Source organism: Bacillus sp. V5-8f, from assembly GCF_002863565.1.
GTDB lineage: Bacteria > Bacillota > Bacilli > Bacillales > DSM-1321 > Peribacillus.
Genome location: NZ_PGUW01000006.1, coordinates 1 through 17,463, shown reverse-complemented (window position 1 = coordinate 17,463; position 17,463 = coordinate 1). Strand labels below are relative to the sequence as shown.

The following is a 17,463-nucleotide window of genomic DNA, read 5'->3' as shown; positions in this document are numbered from 1 at the left end:
TATTATTGAAGTTGGGCGAGAAAATTTCTTTTCATTAGTTCATGACTGATCAGACTAGTTCGATAAGTGATTGATGCTAATTTAGTTACGTAAGCCTCTTTGCGAGATTTTATTAATTCATAAAAAACTACAGCATTCCTTAAAATTGGAATGCTGATTGTTTGTTTACAATATATTTCCCATGCGACGTCTAGTTGAGAACTTTCTACTGGGTTTTCTTCCTTTTAAGCTATGCCATACATCTGTGAAAGCTTTAGGTGTTTGTTTCGCATTGCTAATGGTTTGCTGAATTGCCTCTTTTTTGTACTGGACATCTGAAGTAATTTCCTTTTGAGTCAATGCCAGTTTATCGGTTTCAGTTTTTACCTGCTCCGTCTTAGCCTGTATCATGGCAGTGGTTCGTGTAATCCGATCCATTACTGGCTTTGTATCTTTGAAGGTTTTTACCGCTGATATGGCTAAGTAAATCAGCGAGCCGACTACCACAGCAATGCTTAAGTAAACAATAATCATAGGATGCCTCCTCCATTTCTTGTTTACATTTCTTTTCCCCAATACCCTTCATTAAAAACGGAAAATCCAGTATCAGTTCGCAACTAGTTTTCTGTATCGCTACCCGATATGCTTGTCTCTAGATTCCTTGGTTCAATGGAAGGAGCCTCTTTTAAACTTTCCCGATCCCATTTTCGCATATCCCGACCTGCACTAGGTGCAGTGTTCGCCATCGGGAGCTGTTCTAATTCTTTTCCTCTTGGCATATCCCTCACCACCTCCCTATTTATAATACACATTCCTTAAGAAAATAATAAAACCGGCCTATACACCGGAAGTTTGAGGTTACCAAAGCTAAAAAGGCCAGACGCCACAACTTTATCTAAAAGTCTCGGTGGGTCTGGCCCCATATGTGTTCGGTTAGATTGTTACATCATGGTTTTATTCTTATCCATTGGCAAAGTGTTATGGAGTTTAGGCGGTGCCGGTTCTAATAATGGTTTTTCTGCCTCTGGCTGCGGGCTTTGGACATATTTGTACTCACCTTGTCCATCTAGGCTTTCACCGTTAGCCCAGCGTCCGGTACTGCTTTCCTCTCCTTGGGAGAAATTATACAGTGTGTAAGCAATGTCTAGCCGTTCTTTCTCCCTCGGGAACGTGCTTGGGACAAGCAGCCCTTCTTTTTCCTCCAGTTCAGCGATTGCTGCCGCCCATTGATTCTGGTGGTACGCATCTCGGGCAATCAATACGGATAGCAAATCCTTGACTCCCCTGTCAGTGGACATTTCATATAACCTCACTGCCTGCAGTCTGCCTTGCGATTCCGCATTCAAATTGGCCCGGAAGTCAGCAAGCAAATTCCCGCTTGAAACTATATAGCTCCCCATCCACGGATTTCCGACACTATCACTAGGCCGTGCCCCCAAACCTGATACGATGGCATGCTGTGGATTCATTCCACCCAAGACAGCCCCGATTACTGGGTCTTTAGCAGCTTCTTCCTGAGCTTCCACTGGGGCATTATCCAACAGGCGTGCGACCATCGTTGCCAGCATTTCAATATGGCCGATCTCTTCAGTCCCTATATCGAGGAGTAGATCTCGGTATTTTTCATTTCCACGTGTGCTCCAGCCCTGAAACAAATATTGCATGGCGACACTCATTTCACCATACTGGCCTCCAATTAATTCCTGCATTTTCTTTGCAAATAACGGATCCGGCCTTTCGGGTTTCGCTTCGAATTGAAGTTCCTTTACATGATAAAACAAAATATCCCCTCCAATAAAGTATTTGGCGTGGAGCCTTTACGAAACCCTGATACCCGTTTAGACAAGCAAAAAACGATTTTTCTCGAAAAAATTGAATAAAATTCTTTTCTCACACAATTGTTTGAAACAGCGGTATTAAAAAAAACAGGCAAGAAGAGTAAGTTTCTTCTTGCCTGTTTCCTTTATTGTGGAGAAGTTGCTGACTTTGAGTCGGCGTGACCGATCGGATATTCAAAATCATGTGGATCAATTGGAGTGAATCCCTGAGGTGTATAAAAACGCAGCAGGTCTCCATTTACTACTTCATCGGAAAGTCTCAGCATCGTTTCCGCGGCTTTTTGATCCTGGGCAATTTTCTCATTCTTCTCAATGAGTTCACCCGTTGCATTATCATAGTATTTGCCTTTCAAGGCAGTAACCTTCGGAGTTATGAAGTCACCGTTCCGGAATGGCACGATTTCAGCATGCTCTTTAGACAAAAGGTCGGAACCAAATTGTACATAGTCTTTGGTGTCTATTCCTAGTAAGTGAAGCAATGTCGGCATTAAGTCTATCTGACCGCCGAATTCATGCTTAACCCCGCCTTTCACACCCGGTACGTGTATGAATAACGGTACACGCTGTAATTGTGCATTCTCGAATTTGCCTACTTCTTTCCCTAAAACTTGGGACATCGCTTTATTATGGTTTGCTGAAATGCCATAATGGTCGCCGTACATGATGATCACTGAATTATCATAGAGCCCGGACGACTTTAAATAATCAAAGAATTCCCTGAGCGCTTCATCTGCGTAGCGAGCTGTCTGGAAGTAATTATCCACTGAAGGGTCGCCTGTCGTATGCTTGGCGATGGTAGCTTCCTTCTGGTCCAATGGGAACGGGAAGTGGTTTGACAACATTATGAACTTTGAATAAAACGGCTGCGGAAGCTTGTCAAGCATTGGGATAGACTCCCTAAAGAAAGGCTTATCCTTTAATCCATAGTTCATGACGTCTTCCGGCTTCATACTGTAATAGCTTGCATCGTAGAACTTGTCAAAGCCAAGGGACTTATAAATCTTGTCACGGTTCCAAAATGACTTGTAGTTTCCATGGAAAACCGCCGATGTATACCCTTTTTGCCCTAAAATCGCAGGAGCTGCCTGATACGTATTCTGGCCCTGGGTCGTGAAAGCTGCCCCCTGAGGCAAGCCGAACAATGAATTTTCAAGGAGGAACTCTGCATCCGCCGTCTTGCCCTGGCCTGTCTGGTGGAAGAAGTTATCAAAGTACATAAAGTCTTTACTGCGCGCCAAAGAGTTAAGGAACGGAGTAACTTCCTGGCCATTTAGCTTATAATCGATGATGAATTCCTGCATAGATTCAAGGTGCAGGTAAATGACGTTCTTCCCTTTTGCTTTTCCAAAATAAGCCGGGTTGGGTTCTGCTTTTGTGGCCCTTGTATAGTTGACAACCTCTGCGATATCCGTACTGTTGGCAGTCGCGCGCTGGGCGTAAGTTTTGGTATTTTGAATGGCATCATACACCGTGTAATTATACATCCCAAGATATTTCACGATATAGTTACGGTCAAACGTACGGGACAAAAGCTGCGGACGATCCTTTTCTGCCAGCCCAAGGTTAATGGTAAAGAACATAAAAGCACCGACAAACACAGACGCAACCGTCCGGCGCTGAAGCTTCTCTGCCTGTGGTTTCACGATTTTAAATGCCAAAAGGGCAATTAAGATAATGGTATCCAGGAAGTAGAAGATGTCGTAAGGACGGAACAACGCATTAACGCTTTGCCCCAGATCCCCTGCATTCTTCACCTGTGTCAGTGTCGGCAAGGTAATAAAGTCACTGAAGAAACGGTAATACATAATATTCGCATATAAAAGGAAAGAGAGGATAACATTCAGTCCGATAATCCATTTATAGGCTTTCTTTCCTTTAGCGAACAAAGCCAGACCAAAGACAAAAACCGCTGAACTGACCGGGTTGATAAATAACAGAAATTCCTGCATAAGATTGTCTATACCCAAGCTGAACTCAGCTCTGTATGCACTGTATGTTTTAATCCAGAATAAAATAACAGCGATAGCTAAAAACCCGACTAATTTATTTTTTAATAAGTGCTCACTCTTTTTTAAGAAGTTTTTCATTCCATCACCTTCTATCAATCTATTGGTAAAGAATTTAAACTTTCCATTTTCAATAAAAAACTCCCTTACAACATAAGAGAGAATGGACATAAAGTAAATAGTAACACCGGGGATTGAACTTTACAAGATGTTTAGGCCTTTTCCCTGCAATTTACTGTATTCCCTTCTCTATGCCACATACAGATGATTCGAAGCTTGGTTTTGGACAAGCTGAAGCCACCAACATTCATAAGCATATGTTCGTTGTTGTTAAGAAATGACAAGCATTCTTTACATAAAGAAAATATGTACTTTACAAGCATACACGATTGTAATTATTTTCGCCAAAAAAAATAACCAAATGAAATGTCCGATAAGAGGCAAGTGTTCCCTAATTTTAGGGAAGACAACCCCTTAACACTTTTACCATTATATAACAGTGTTAATCTTTTTTCCACTACAGTTATACAATTTGTTTACAATTCTCCGCTTTCCGTAATATAAATCGCTTTTGCTCGGTTCCTGGTATGCTCAACGGATTCCAGCTACACCAAGCCTTCTCTTTTCCATTCTCTTCAATGCGTGGCAACGGACCCTGGCAGAATTCAAGCCTGCTTGTCTGTTTGGGCTTGTTTGCTTAATTTGTTAATTGCTAATGCGAAAGAGCTTCATTCGTATAGGATAAAAAAACTGCCCAGCACCGTGTACATGGACAGTCTAACGATTTAATTTATTTAATTCCTTCTTCCGCTTCTTTTACCATCTCCGCGACTGAAATCAATCCTCCACCCGATAAGTACCAGTAACCAGGATCAAGGTAAACAATTTTATCATTTTTATAGGCATTCGTTTTCTTCACTAAATCATTTTCAATGACCTGTTTCGCATTATTGCCTTCTCCTACAGCAGCATCACGGTCGATTACATATAGGATGTCGGGATTTTGCTCAGCAATAAATTCAAATGAAATATTTTGGCCATGCCTTGGGTCGGTTTCAAGGTCTTGGGCAGCCGGTTTAATTCCAAATACATCATGGATAAGGCCGAAGCGTGAAGCAGGACCGAACGCTGTTACCTTACCTCCTGATGTCAGCGTAATCAAAGCTTTGTCTTCCTTGCCTGCTGTTTTTTCTTTGATACTGGCAATAGACTCGTCGATTTTAGCAAGCTCATCCTTAGCTTCAGCTTCTTTCCCGAAAATTTTGCCGAGCGTTGTCACGTTTTCTTTAAAGGAATCCATATAATTATTATAGTCGATGCCCATGAATACAGTTGGGGCTATTTCATTAAATTTATCATAGGAATCCTGCTGTCTTGCTGAGATAATGATTAAATCTGGCTGAAGTTCATTAATTTTTTCAAAATCAGGTTCCATTAATCCCCCAACGTTTTCTGCATTCTTGTATTTATCCAAATAGGCAGGAAGATTATCTACTGGCACACCTGTGACATCAACCCCAAGCTTATCCAAAGTATCCAGCGAACCAAAGTCAAAAGTCACAACTTTTTCTGGGTTTTTCTTTACTTTTGCTTCTCCTAATTGATGCTTGATCGTCATTGTTTCAGATTCTTTATTTGCCTCAGAACCACCTTTATTGTCTTCGGATTCTTGCGGGCCGCAAGCTGTTGCGAATATGGCCAAAACGGCAATTATTAAAAATAAGGATAATTTTTTCTTCATCTAATTGCACCTCGTATATTTTTTTATATGTAAAGTTATCGACAGATAAGCTATTAATCATTGCCTGCTCTAATCTTAGAAGGCGACGCGGATAGCACCAAAATAATTTGGGCGCCCAGCCACCCGCTGCATCCTCCATACTGACTTTCACAGGCTACAAGTTTCACAGCAATCTGTCTTACCTTTATACCAAATGGCAGGGTTTAAGCATAGTACACACAAATCCTGTTACAATTGATGTTTTGAATGCTGATATCCATATCATAAATATCTTTTAGTGCTGGCTGGCTGATGATTGCTTCTGTTGGGCCCTCATGGACTACCTTGCCATCCTTAAGCGCAACGATGTAATCAGAATACACAGAGGCAAAATTGATATCGTGGATTACAACGACCACGGTTTTTCCTAATTCCTCCGTAAGCCTTCTTAAAACCTTCATAATTTGAACGGAATGTTTCATATCAAGATTATTTAATGGTTCATCCAGCAGGATATATTCAGTATCCTGGGCAATGACCATTGCAATATAGGCACGCTGCTGCTGCCCTCCACTTAGCTGGTCAAGAAACTTATCCTGGATATCGCCTAGCTCCATATAATCAATTGCTTCATCTACAAATCTCCAATCTTCCTTCGTCAATCTCCCTTGGGAATATGGAAAGCGGCCAAAGGAAACCAATTCACGGACTGTTAGCCGGATATTAATATGGTTCGATTGTTTCAAGATTGAGATTTTTTTGGACAACTCGCTGCTTTTGCATTTTCCAACTTCCATTCCGTCAATCAGGATCTCCCCGGAATCTGTACCGTTAAGCCTTGCGATCATGGATAAAAGCGTACTTTTCCCCGCTCCGTTTGGTCCGATAAAAGAAGTGATTTTTCCTTTCGGGATCTCCAAGGACACATTTTCAACAACATATTTATTGCCATATCGTTTCGAGACATTTCTAACTTCTACCATGATTTATTCTCCTTTAATAAAAGATAAATAAAATACGCTCCACCAATGAAATTGATAATAACACTGAGCGTTGTCGAAAAGGTGAATACTCTTTCGACGATCAAAAGGCCTCCGACTAGTGCAATAATACTGATGAATATAGAACTTAAAATTAAGTAGGTATGCTGGTATGTCTTAATAAACTGATAGGCTACGTTCACCACAAGCAGGCCGAGGAAAGTAATCGGGCCAACAAGGGCAGTCGCAATGGAGATTAAAATCGCTACAACGATTAATAGCCTTTTAACAACATAGTTATAATCAACACCAAGATTGATCGCCTGTTCTTTACCGAGTGACAAGACATCCAAGAATTTCACAAATTTCCAAAAATAGATGAACACCGCAACCATCAAAACAAATGAAAGTATAAGCAAATCCGTATTGATATTATTGAAGCTTGCGAACATCCTGTCCTGGATGATTTGGAACTCATTCGGATCAATGATTACCTGCATGAATGATGAAAAGCTTTGGAACAGTGTTCCCATGACCAAGCCGACTAATAAAAGAAAGTAAATATTCTGGCCTTCACGCTTGAAAAGGAACTTATACAATACCCCGGCAAATAGAACCATCAAGCCTACAGATACTAAAAAGTTGATGCTTTTATTCATCACACTAAGGTCGCTTGCGCCAAAAGCAAATATTAAGAATGTTTGGATCAGCATATAAAGGGAATCGAGGCCGATAATGCCCGGCGTAAGAATCCGGTTGTTGGTAATTGTTTGGAACACAACTGTCGAGAATGCAATCGCGGCACCGGTCAGGACAAGCGCCAATATTTTAATGCTTCTGTTAGGAAGGACATATCCCCAGTAGTTTCCCATGTCCGTAAAAAGAAAGATGATAATCAGGATTACGGCAATGGCTGCAAGTATTCCCATTTTGGTTTTTTTATGCATATGCCTTTCTCCCCATCAATAAGTAAAGAAAAATTCCACTTCCAATTACCCCGACCGTAAGCCCGATTGGAATTTCATATGGATAGATGATAATCCTGCCGAGAATATCGCAGAAAATGAGGAAGACTGCTCCCAATAATGCGGTATGTGACAGATTTTTTTTTAAATTGTCTCCGTGATAGATGGAAACAATATTTGGAACAACTAACCCAAGGAATGGAATCGTCCCTACGGTCAGCATCACCGAAGTTGTCGAAATGGCTACAATAACCAGGCCTGTGTTCACAACGAAACGGTAATTTAGGCCAAGGTTTGTCGAAAATTCCTCCCCCATTCCGGCGACAGTAAATTTATGTGCAAACATATAAGAAATGATAAGAAGCGGAACGCTTATATAAATCATTTCATACCTTCCGGACATAATCATCGAGAAATCTCCATGAAGCCAAGCAGATATGCTTTGGATCAAATCATGCTTATAAGCAAAAAAGGTAGTGATTGAACTTAAGATGCTGCCAAACATCAGCCCAACCAGCGGGATAAAAATCGCATCTTTGAATTTTATTTTCTCAAGCAGCCTCATGAACAGGAAAGTCCCTGCAAGGGCAAACAAGGATGCAATCAACATCTTCTCCATCATTGTTGCAGAAGAGAAGAGAATGAGTGAAACCAGGATTCCGAGCCTCGCTGCGTCCATTGTGCCTGCAGTAGTCGGCGAAACGAATTTGTTTCGGCTCAGCTGCTGCATGATCAATCCGCATATACTCATGCTCGCTCCGGCCAATATCAGGCTTACCAATCTTGGCACCCGGCTGATCATCATGATCTCCAACTGGTCATTGCTGAGACTAAATAAATCTAGTGGCGTGATATCTTTAACACCGACAAACAAGGATGTAATTGACAGTATTATGAAAGCTGCAAACAAATATCTCTTCTTCATAGCGTTTCCTGCTCTTCCTAGATAACTCAGCTCTTTTCGTTATCCTGAGAGATAACGAGATTCATTATCAATTAATCTTAAAAAAATAATAATCAATGAGATTCATTATCAATTATTCTCATAAAAAAAGGCGTAAATCAAGTGTTCAATTTTAACAATGATATTCATTATCAATTACATGAATATTTTAATAATTTAATTGGCATGTGTCAATGATTTTAGAGGAGTTTACTGGAGATAAAAAAAGGAAGATGGAGTTGTAATCATTCTTAATCAAATCATAACCTTCTATGTCTTAAACCTTTTTGTCGGATTTCTTATTTAAAGATACGCAAACGGCCTTAAAAAGAGGGAGGAAATTTCCCTACCCCTCCCCTTCTTTATCCTTTTAGTTTTCCTTGGAGGAACAATAGTTCTTCTGCCAACTCGCTCAGCCTGCGATCCACATCTTCATTGGTGATTTCATTTTCACGGTCGAAGCTATCATTTGATACAAAAACATTCTTGCTCGCAACCAATGCCTTGAAAAATGAAAGAATCGGACGCAATTGATTTTCAGCAACAAGAGAATGATGGTTTGAACCTGCCGTGGAAACAAAACCGACGACTTTGGTCTCAAATACGGTTGTTGGCAAATGGTCAAACAGGTTTTTCAAGGCCCCAGTAATGGAAGCTTGATAAACCGGTGTACCGATAACAAAAAAGTCTGCTTTTAAGATTTTTTCAACAACATTTTTCGTGTCATCATTATAAGATTCAAGCGGTCTTCCATCCACAAATTCTATTTGATAATCACGTAAATCAATAAGCTCTGTTTCAAGACTGGGATTTTTTTCTTTTGCCCGATTCAGGACTTCTTCAACAATCTTCGCTGTCTTGGCGCCGATCAAGGCCCCGGAAATTCCCACTAATTTCAATGTGCTTCCTCCTCGGTGATAAACAACTGCAGTAAACTTTTTCGATGTACTCATTATAAACGGTGTCATGCTGATTTATGTACTTTTCTGCTCTAAGATACCGGAAGACGATACGGTAAATGGATAAATGTCTTATTCGGACGAGTTACAGCATACCTACTTTTGGGGACCGGCCCCCAATGCGTGAAGCGTCAAAACATTGGTGGATGCTTAATTAGAAACTTTCTGGTTTACCTGAAGGAATAAAAAGCTGTACACTGAATACAGATTAATGCAGAAATATTGATGAAGGAAGAAGATATTGTGAAGTCATTTTTTACAAAACTTTTTTCAAAGGAAAAGAAGATCATGGTTGAATTTTGCCAGAATAACCTGGATAGGTTTGTAACGGATGAAACCTTCCCTCTTTTCCAGGAGTTTTTGTCACAGCCTTCAATAGATTACAAGGAATTTGAATGTTTAAGCCACTGTAAGCTTTGCAAACAATCGCCTTATGCCCAGGTGGATGGCCAAAGGATCATCGGGGAAAAACCGGAAGATCTATTAGAAAAATTAAATAGACTGGAATAATCAATGAAGATGGCAAAATACACTAAGCCGTCTTTTTTTTATGACTAAATTAGCATTTGATTAATTTTTCCAAGTATAAATAAAATAAGTTTGACTTTTTTCATTCTACTTCATATAATTATTTCAGATTCACATATCTTGAATTTGAGATAAATGATTTAAAACTTTTCTATCTAGGAGGAATTTATATGGCAAACCAAAAATGGGTAGTAGATCCCGCTCACAGCAGCATCGACTTTTCAGTAAAACACATGATGGTGGCTAAAACGAAAGGAACATTCCATAAATTTGATGCTTCCGTTGAAGCTGATCCAGCTGATTTGACAACTGCTACCATCGAATTCACCATCGATGTAAATAGCATCGATACACGGAACACTGACCGTGACAATCATTTACGTTCAGCGGACTTTTTCGATGTTGAAAAAAATCCGACTATTACATTTAAAACAACTACAATCGAGAAAACGGATGAAGATGAATATAACGTTACCGGAGATCTAACGATTAATAATGTAACCCGTCCAGAAACCTTCGCTGTAGTATTCGAAGGCCAAGGGAAAAATCCATGGGGGCAAGAAGTAGCTGGATTCAGCGGAAAAGGCGCAATTAACCGCAGTGACTACGGCCTCACTTATAATGCTGCTCTTGAAACGGGCGGCGTCCTTATCGGTGATAAAATCACGATTACATTAGAAATTGAAGCATCCAAAGAAGCATAACAGAACGGAAGGAGCAGGCGTTTTTGACGCCTGCTTCCTGTTGTTTGAACACCTGTAAATACCGACTATAAAAAAAGAATTACACATTAAACGCCATACATATGATCCCTTCTATGTTTTACCTATCAAAATATGTCGTCCCACAAAAGTTTCAACTATACCCTTAAAGAAATAAAACACAGTTTATATTAGAATCTTGAAGGGAAAAAGATGAGAAACAGGGAGGGTGTATTCATGTCAAAGGTTAACTTCTTTTATTTTGAGGATGATGGGGTAATTCCTAATAACCCCAATTTGCCGGTTTTATTTTATCCGGCAGCACTAGAAGGCAAGGCCGCCCAGGCAGAAGAGATCTTCAATCAAAATAACTGGGGAAATAGCTGGGTGAACGGTATATTTGATTTCCATCATTACCACAGCAACTCGCACGAAGCTCTTGCTATAGTGAAAGGAACGGCAACAGTACGAATCGGCGGCGATAAAGGGATGGAGCTTCAGTTAAGTGAAGGAGATGTAGTGGTGCTTCCCGCCGGAACCGGACATAAAAGAATAGATTCCAGTCCAGACTTTAAAGTGGCGGGAGCATACCCTGATGGAATGGAATACAACACGAAAACGGCACATGGTGAGGATCGGCTGCTGGCATTGGATGATATAAAACAAGTCCCACTTCCAGACCATGATCCTATATATGGAACTGAGGGCCCGTTATTAAATTACTGGAAAAAGAACGAGTCCTAATTCTCAGCAAAGAAAACGGTTGGATCTCCAATCGTTTTTTTTATATTGATTTATATGTATATAAATGCCCCCCAACTTGCATGCGGGAGGCATTTAAACAGTTTATTAGGCTGCAGTAATTTTTAATTTGCCTTCTTCAACAACCGCTTTAAAGCTTTTTATTTCGGGTTGTTCAAAGATGAAGTCGGCAATTCCATCTTCTAATTGCTCCTGGATGATACGGCGGAGCGGTCTTGCACCAAATGAAGGATGGTATCCCAGTTCAGCCAATTTTTCTTTTGCTTCCACAGTCACTTCTAGGGCCATTCCCTGTTCAGCGATTGTTTCGTCAAGATCACGCAGCATAATATCAACGATTTGAAGCAGATCTTCTTTCTTCAATGATGAAAATTCGATAATGCTGTCAAAACGGTTCAAAAATTCAGGTTTAAAGTAATTGCCTAATGATTGCAGGATTGTTGCCTCTTCCACCGCAGATTCAGTGCCGAAGCCCATTACTTTCCGTTTTTCGCCGACACCTGCGTTACTTGTCATGATAATGACGGTGTCCTTGAAATTCACAGTGCGGCCTTGGCTGTCTGTTAAGCGGCCATCTTCAAGAATTTGAAGGAACATATGCATAACATCCGGATGAGCCTTTTCAATTTCGTCCAAGAGAATGATGCTATATGGTTTACGGCGCACTTTTTCAGTGAGCTGTCCAGCTTCCTCATGGCCTACATAACCTGGAGGGGAACCAATCAGCTTAGAAACGCTGTGTTTTTCCATATACTCACTCATATCAAGGCGGATCATCGCATCTTTAGAACCGAATAGTTCTTCAGCGAGTGTTTTGGATAGTTCTGTTTTACCGACACCTGTTGGACCCACGAATAGGAATGATCCGATCGGGCGGTTTTTGGATTTCAAACCAGCGCGGCTTCTGCGGATTGCTTTAGCCACTTTTCGTACTGCTTCTTCCTGGCCGATTACCTTTTTTGTAAGCTCTTCTTGCAGATGAAGCATTTTTGCCTGTTCATTTTCTTGCAGCTTACCGACAGGAATACCTGTCTTCTGTTCGATAATTTCGTGGATATGCTCAGCCATAACAACTGGGCGTTCAAATGCCTCGTTTGATTCAAGCATTTTTTCAAGCTTAGCTTCTTCGTCTCTTAGCTTGGCAGCTTCTTCATATGCTTCTTTTTCAAGGGCTTTCTCTTTTTGCTTATCTATTTCAGCTAGGCGTGCCTTTATATCTTCTTCCTGGCCGCCCTCAATTGTTAGGTTCAATTTAGAACCAGCTTCATCCATAAGGTCGATCGCTTTGTCTGGAAGGAAGCGATCCTGGATATAGCGGTGTGAAAGTTCCACGGCCGCTTTTAGTGCCTCTTCACTATAAGTTACTTCATGGAATGTTTCATAACGGTCTTTTAAGCCGTTTAAAATCTCCAACGCTTCAGTAGGAGTAGGTTCATCAACAGTTACAGGCTGGAAGCGGCGTTCAAGTGCTGCATCCTTCTCAATTTTCCGGTATTCAGCTAATGTTGTGGCACCTACCAGTTGAAGTTCACCACGGGCCAATGCAGGTTTTAGAATATTTCCTGCGTCCATGGATCCTTCCGCTGATCCTGCCCCAACAATTTGATGAATTTCATCAATAAATAAGACAATATTCTTTCTTTCCTGTAATTCTGAAATCAGCTGTTTCATCCGCTCTTCAAATTGGCCACGGATACCTGTATTGGAAACGAGAGAAGCGACGTCTAGAAGGTACACTTCTTTTGAACGGAGTTTTGTTGGTACTTCACCTTCCGCAATTTTCAATGCAAGGCCTTCTGCGATAGCTGTTTTACCTACCCCTGGTTCCCCAATCAATACCGGGTTGTTTTTATTTCGTCTATTAAGAATTTCGATGACACGCTTGACTTCTTCATCACGTCCGATAACTGGATCAATTAGGCCAGCCTTTGCGTGCTGTGTAAGATTTCGCCCGAACTGGTCAAGGAAGCCATTTCCTCCTCGTCCCCCTTGGGCAGGTTTTGCTTTTTTATTTTCAACGCCTGATTCCATGTTGTTAGGCATTTGGCCGAATGACTTAAAGAACTCATCTAAAGGAAATCCGTTCCCCATATTCATTCCTCCCATTGCTGCTCCCATTTTTTTGCGTTCCTCTTTATAGCAAGCGGAGCACAAATTAACATTATGGTGATGGCCATTAACACTTACATGCAACGAAATTGCCGCCGGGTTAGATTGACACTTTTCACAATTCATACATGTACTCCTCCTATGTTTAAATTTTGTTTTCATTATTTTTTAGTTTTAGTTTGACTTTGACTATCTTTGACTTTTATTATATATTGATCTTCTTTGACTTTCAAGATTCTTGCCTATGACAGTTAGTTGGCGTCGAAATATGGCTGCAAATTCATGTTTGATGCATGTTTCTGAATATTTGACCATCACTGACCTTATTATACTCTGACCTTCTTTGACTTTCAACCCCTTTCGCCTAAAAAATTACACCCTCGGTGAATCCGTCTGTAAATTGCTATTAATAATGCCAAAATATTTTTATATGAAGTTATTCTTTCTATTCTTTTCGAAAGTGATTTTTCACTTCTATTATTTCGCAATACTGCTTCACGCTGAATGAAAGGGATCCTCACAAGCTTATTGTTAAATCTTGATTTCTGAATTATAATTATAAAATATCAAATTTTCAGAAAAAGAGAGGGATTTTATGGAGGGTTTTGTGAGTGGATTAAATGGCATCCTCTGGAGTACACCTGTGATTTACACTTTACTCGGAGTTGGGCTATTATTTTCAATTTTAACTCGTTTTCTTCAGGTAAGACACATTAAAGATATGATTATGCTAATGTTCCAGGGCAAAAGCTCGGAGGCTGGGGTATCGTCTTTCCAGGCGCTGTCTATTGCACTATCAGGGCGTGTTGGAACCGGTAATATTGCCGGGGTGGCAACAGCCATTGCATTTGGTGGTCCTGGAGCTGTGTTCTGGATGTGGGCAATCGCGTTTATTGGCGCTGCCAGTGCCTTTGTTGAATCAACATTGGCTCAAATCTACAAGGTAAAACATGACGGCCAATACCGAGGCGGCCCTGCCTTCTATATAGAAAAAGGCATTGGCTGGAAATGGTTTGCTGTATTATTTGCTTTAGCTGCCGTTTTGGCAATGGCAATTCTTATGCCGGGCGTTCAATCGAATTCCATTGCAGTAGGCGTTGAAAATGCATTTGGGATTCATCCTGCTATAACAGGAGCGGGCATCGTTATCCTCTTAGGTTTTATTATTTTCGGCGGGGTAAAAAGAATTGCTAATGCCGCTCAACTAATTGTTCCTTTCATGGCTTTAGGTTATATCCTATTATCTGTCATTATCATTATTATGAATATCACCGAATTGCCTGCAGTCATTTCCCTTATTTTCAGAAGTGCATTTGGCCTTGATTCTGCGTTTGGCGGAATCATTGGAATGGCAATTTCTTGGGGAGTAAAACGTGGTATTTATTCGAATGAAGCAGGACAGGGTACGGGTGCACACCCAGCAGCGGCTGCTGAAGTATCCCATCCTGCAAAACAGGGGTTGGTACAGGCATTTTCTGTTTATATTGATACTTTGTTTGTATGCTCCGCCACCGCATTTATGATTCTCTTTACTGGAATGTACAATACGCAGGCGGAAGATGGTTCTTTCATTGTCCAAAATTTAGAAGGTGTTAAGGAAGGACCGGCGTACACACAAGCCGCGATCGATAGTGTGATCCCTGGATTTGGGGCAGGTTTTGTAGCAATCGCCCTATTCTTCTTTGCATTCACGACCATCATGGCCTACTATTACATTGCAGAAACGAATATCACTTATTTAACCCGCCAAGGTAATAAGTTTGCAATATTGGCATTAAAGATTGTGATCATGGCTACTTCTTTCTATGGCGCAGTAAAAGAATCGGAATTAGCATGGGCTTTAGGTGATGCAGGACTGGGGATTATGGTATGGCTGAATGTCATTGCAATTTTGATTCTTGCGAAGCCTGCGCTCATTGCGTTAAAGGACTATGAGAGACAAAAAAAGCAAGGACTGGATCCGGTATTTAACCCTAAAGCACTAGGGATTAAAAATGCGGATTATTGGGAATCCGAACATAAACATGCGGATGAAAGGATATCTTAATCGATTACAAGGTAAAAAATTTGAATTAAAATTAACAGCACTTGCTACCATAAAGTGCTGTTTTTCTTTTGTGCATTTCCGACTTTTTTTCCTGATTACAAACAAAAATATGTATAATATTAATTGACTAAATTTTTAGAAAAAGGAGTTGTTTTTATGGAATCGATCATTAATCAATTTCAAAGCATTCCAACTACATGTATTTCAGATGCGATGCAGGGGCTTAACAACCTTGATCCTGCCATTAAACCCTTAAAGGAAGATTATCGTTTTGCCGGGAGGGCCCTTACCGTAAAAACGGCTGTTGGAGATAATCTGGCAGTACTTAAAGCTATCAGAGAGTCAAAGCCAGGCGATGTAATCGTAGTGGATGTTAAAGGTAACCGGTACCGAGCAATTGCAGGCGATTTTGTAGTAGGGATGGCTCAAACAATGGGAGCCAGCGCTTTAGTAGTAGACGGTGTGATCAGGGATATCGCAGGTATCAAGGCATTGAATTTCCCTGTCTTTAGCAAAGGGACCACTGTGGCAGCAAGCAGCAAAGCGGGACCTGGAGAAATCAATGTTCCTATTTCTTGCGGCGGCGTATCGATTGAGCCAGGAGATATCATCGTCGGGGACGCAGACGGTGTTGTATCCATTCCGCAATCCATCGAAAAAGAAGTCCTCGAAAAGGCACTTGATAAAATGGCAAAAGATGAAGAACGGGAGAGTAACATTGCCGGAAATATCGAAGGAATAAAAAAATACTTAGACGGAATGTTGGCAAAGTGATGATTACATAATGCACATTTCATCGGAAATGTTACTTATTGTGGTAAAATACAATTTAAGTAACATGAACTAAGGTTTTAGCTTTCTGAATGCAACAATACCTCATTCATTTTCTTTTTATCATATTTGATGGTGAATGAACGACAAGTAGAATATAGCGGATGATAACAAAAGTATTGTAGAAACTATAAACCTCGTTCAAATAACGGTTTGAATTAGAGGTGGCTCATGACAATTAATGATATTCAACACGAGAACTTGCTTAAAAAGCAGCACCGCCGGCGATCTACGCCCCAGCTTTTGCAAAGGCTGGCCTTCATTACATTTGGCGCTGTCCTAATGGCAGTGGGCCTCGAGATCTTTCTTGTACCCAATCGAGTAATTGATGGTGGCATTACAGGCATATCCATTATGCTTTCCTCTGTTACCGGTTGGGGAATCGGTGCATTCTTATTCATTCTTAACCTGCCTTTTATCTTAATTGGCTACAAACAAATTGGAAAAACTTTTGCCTTTTCCACCTTGTACGGAATCATCATCCTTTCGATTGCCACAACCCTGTTTCACCCGGTACCTGCTTTTACCGATGACTTGCTTCTTGCTACTGTGTTTGGCGGGATTGCGATCGGTGTCGGAATTGGGATTGTGATCAGGAACGGCGGTTCTTTAGACGGTACCGAGGTTTTAGCCATACTGGCCAATAATAAACTCCCTTTTTCAGTCGGCGAAATCATCATGTTCCTCAATATTTTTATACTTGGCAGCGCAGGGTTTGTCTTTTCCTGGGACCGGGCCATGTATTCGCTTATCGCTTATTTCATCGCCTTCAAGGCTATTGATATAACAATTACCGGACTGGAAGAGTCCAAATCCGTTTGGATCATTAGCGACCAATATCGAGAAATCGGCGATGCAATCCTGAGCCGTCTTGGCCGGGGTGTCACCTATTTAAACGGCGAAGGAGCCTTTTCGGGAGACGACAAAAAGGTCATTTTTTGCATCATTACCCGCCTGGAGGAAGCCAAATTAAAGGATATTGTCGATGAAGCAGATCCCACTGCCTTCCTTTCAATAGCCGACATTGCAGAAGTAAAAGGCGGACGTTTTAAAAAGAAAGGAATCCATTAATTTGGGGGTCAGTCCCCCGTTGCT

16 protein-coding genes are annotated in these 17,463 nt (G+C 40.9%); 6 read left to right on the top strand and 10 right to left on the bottom strand.

The window, feature by feature from the left end; translation table 11 throughout:
• Positions 1-165: 165 nt before the first annotated feature.
• From CUU64_RS10075 to CUU64_RS10040, 9 genes are all read right to left on the bottom strand, one after another.
• The gene (locus tag CUU64_RS10075) at positions 166-513 is read right to left on the bottom strand and encodes a DUF948 domain-containing protein (protein ID WP_101633502.1); all 348 of its coding nucleotides are present in this window, start codon (positions 511-513) and stop codon (positions 166-168) included.
• Positions 514-596: 83 nt separating this feature from the next.
• Complete coding sequence (locus CUU64_RS21975) at positions 597-758, bottom strand: hypothetical protein (protein ID WP_180954554.1); 162 nt, start codon at positions 756-758, stop codon at positions 597-599.
• 162 nt (positions 759-920) lie between these two features.
• The gene (locus tag CUU64_RS10070) at positions 921-1,760 is read right to left on the bottom strand and encodes a manganese catalase (RefSeq protein ID WP_101633501.1); all 840 of its coding nucleotides are present in this window, start codon (positions 1,758-1,760) and stop codon (positions 921-923) included.
• 182 nt (positions 1,761-1,942) lie between these two features.
• Complete coding sequence (gene ltaS, locus CUU64_RS10065; protein ID WP_101633632.1) at positions 1,943-3,904, bottom strand: lipoteichoic acid synthase; 1,962 nt, start codon at positions 3,902-3,904, stop codon at positions 1,943-1,945.
• A gap of 709 nt (positions 3,905-4,613) precedes the next feature.
• Positions 4,614-5,441 (bottom strand): siderophore ABC transporter substrate-binding protein, encoded by an 828-nt coding sequence (locus tag CUU64_RS10060; RefSeq protein ID WP_374702715.1) that lies wholly within the window; start codon positions 5,439-5,441, stop codon positions 4,614-4,616.
• A 326-nt stretch (positions 5,442-5,767) separates the two neighbouring features.
• Positions 5,768-6,526, bottom strand: a complete 759-nt coding sequence (locus tag CUU64_RS10055; RefSeq protein WP_101633499.1) for an iron ABC transporter ATP-binding protein — start codon at positions 6,524-6,526, stop codon at positions 5,768-5,770.
• Positions 6,520-7,470: an iron chelate uptake ABC transporter family permease subunit gene (locus CUU64_RS10050; protein WP_101633498.1), complete on the bottom strand. Its 951-nt coding sequence runs from the start codon at positions 7,468-7,470 to the stop codon at positions 6,520-6,522. The genes CUU64_RS10055 and CUU64_RS10050 overlap by 7 nt, the downstream gene beginning before the upstream one ends.
• The gene (locus tag CUU64_RS10045) at positions 7,463-8,413 is read right to left on the bottom strand and encodes an ABC transporter permease (protein WP_101633497.1); all 951 of its coding nucleotides are present in this window, start codon (positions 8,411-8,413) and stop codon (positions 7,463-7,465) included. The genes CUU64_RS10050 and CUU64_RS10045 overlap by 8 nt, the downstream gene beginning before the upstream one ends.
• 380 nt (positions 8,414-8,793) lie before the next feature.
• Positions 8,794-9,321, bottom strand: coding sequence for an NADPH-dependent FMN reductase (locus CUU64_RS10040; RefSeq protein ID WP_308302366.1), 528 nt, complete (start codon positions 9,319-9,321; stop codon positions 8,794-8,796).
• A gap of 294 nt (positions 9,322-9,615) precedes the next feature.
• Here CUU64_RS10040 and CUU64_RS10035 point away from each other — a divergent pair, with 294 nt between their 5' ends.
• The 3 genes from CUU64_RS10035 to CUU64_RS10025 all read left to right on the top strand — a co-directional run bounded on the left by CUU64_RS10035 (position 9,616) and on the right by CUU64_RS10025 (position 11,363).
• On the top strand, positions 9,616-9,900 hold the full coding sequence (locus CUU64_RS10035; protein ID WP_101633495.1) for a DUF1450 domain-containing protein: 285 nt from the start codon (positions 9,616-9,618) through the stop codon (positions 9,898-9,900).
• Between the two features lie 188 nt (positions 9,901-10,088).
• Positions 10,089-10,622 (top strand): YceI family protein, encoded by a 534-nt coding sequence (locus CUU64_RS10030; RefSeq protein WP_101633494.1) that lies wholly within the window; start codon positions 10,089-10,091, stop codon positions 10,620-10,622.
• 234 nt (positions 10,623-10,856) lie between these two features.
• A complete protein-coding gene (locus tag CUU64_RS10025) occupies positions 10,857-11,363 on the top strand; it encodes a cupin domain-containing protein (protein ID WP_101633493.1) in 507 nt (168 codons plus the stop codon).
• Positions 11,364-11,468: 105 nt separating this feature from the next.
• On the opposite strand, the gene CUU64_RS10020 is transcribed toward CUU64_RS10025, so the two are convergent.
• The gene (locus CUU64_RS10020; protein ID WP_101633492.1) at positions 11,469-13,616 is read right to left on the bottom strand and encodes an ATP-dependent Clp protease ATP-binding subunit; all 2,148 of its coding nucleotides are present in this window, start codon (positions 13,614-13,616) and stop codon (positions 11,469-11,471) included.
• Positions 13,617-14,085: 469 nt separating this feature from the next.
• Between CUU64_RS10020 and CUU64_RS10015 the strand changes: the two genes are divergently transcribed.
• From CUU64_RS10015 to CUU64_RS10005, 3 genes are all read left to right on the top strand, one after another.
• The gene (locus tag CUU64_RS10015) at positions 14,086-15,537 is read left to right on the top strand and encodes an alanine/glycine:cation symporter family protein (protein WP_101633491.1); all 1,452 of its coding nucleotides are present in this window, start codon (positions 14,086-14,088) and stop codon (positions 15,535-15,537) included.
• Between the two features lie 156 nt (positions 15,538-15,693).
• Entirely contained in the window at positions 15,694-16,311 is a 618-nt protein-coding gene (locus CUU64_RS10010) for an RraA family protein (RefSeq protein ID WP_101633490.1), read from the top strand.
• Between the two features lie 228 nt (positions 16,312-16,539).
• Positions 16,540-17,439, top strand: a complete 900-nt coding sequence (locus tag CUU64_RS10005) for a YitT family protein (RefSeq protein ID WP_101633489.1) — start codon at positions 16,540-16,542, stop codon at positions 17,437-17,439.
• Positions 17,440-17,463: the final 24 nt, after the last annotated feature.